Genomic DNA, 1,091 nt, shown 5'->3' on the forward strand with positions numbered 1-1,091 from the left:
GTCTCCGGGAAGGGAAAGGAGCGCACATCCGGACTCGCATTCTGCCCGAGCGACAGCCGCGTGAGCTTGCTCACCGCCTCGCTGTTCCCGTGATAGGTGGCGTTGGTGCAGACGATGCCCTGCCTGCCGGTGGCGAAGCGCGCCATCCGCAGCGCGACTTCGATGGCCTCGGTGCCCGAGCAGCTGACGACGACGCTCTCTATATCCGGACCATGATGCAGCCCGACAAGGCGCTCGGTGAAGTCCAGGATGCCTTCGTGGAGATAGCGGCTGTGCACGTTCAGCGTGCCCTGCTGCCGCGCCATCGCCTCCACGACATGGGGATTACCGTGACCGACGCAGGGAACATTGTTGTACATGTCCACGTAGCGGCGCCCATCGGGGTCGTAGAGATACACGCCCTCGCCGCGCACCAGGTGCAGCGGCGTCGTGTAGAACAGGGGCGCGCCGGTCCCGAGGACCTTGTCGCGCCTCGCCAGAAGGTCGGCATCCATCAGGGAAAGCTCCTCGGGCTCATCGGGCGGGCTCGCCGCAGGCGTTGCTCAGCACTCGAACGACATCCGGCGAGCGCAGCTCCCGGATCACGGCCACGCGGCGCTTCAGCGCGTCGGCGGTCATCTTGTAGTGGTCGTTGTCCGGCTGCGCATGATGGTGATAGCAGGCGAGGGTGGCGCTCATGGCGGCGCGCGTGGCCATCAGCAGCGGCAGGATCTCGATCTCCTCGGTGAGCAGCGGGCTGATCGCGTGGTAGCGTCGCAACACGTGGCCGGCGGCCTCGGCGATCGGCATGTCGTCGCCATGCTGGCAATAGGCGGCGATGGCGGCGTCGAAGACGATCGGCGTCTCCGCCATGTCGCCGAAATCGATCACGCCGGCAATCGTGGCGTGATCCCCAGGGTCGACCAGGACATTGGCGAGGTTGAAGTCGTTGTGCACTACCTGCCGGCGCAGGCGTCCCTGGATCGGCGTCACCTGCGCCTCGAAATCCTCGAGGATCGGTAGCAGGGCCTCGCGCAGCTCCGTGGGCAGCACGCCGGCCACTTCGCGGAGCGCGAGCGCATGCGCCAGGTCCCAGACGATGGGTACGGACG

2 protein-coding genes are annotated in these 1,091 nt (G+C 66.9%); both read right to left on the reverse strand.

The annotated features are described in order from the left end of the window. Positions 1-494, reverse strand: a 494-nt coding sequence (locus tag AC1DWF_RS32355; protein WP_476842613.1) for an aminotransferase class III-fold pyridoxal phosphate-dependent enzyme, incomplete at its 3' end; no start/stop codon positions are given. Positions 495-513: 19 nt separating this feature from the next. Further along, positions 514-1,091: phosphotransferase (locus AC1DWF_RS32360; protein ID WP_476842614.1), on the reverse strand; the 578-nt coding region annotated here is incomplete at its 5' end.

Source organism: Aminobacter sp. P4_D5 (genome assembly GCF_056401815.1).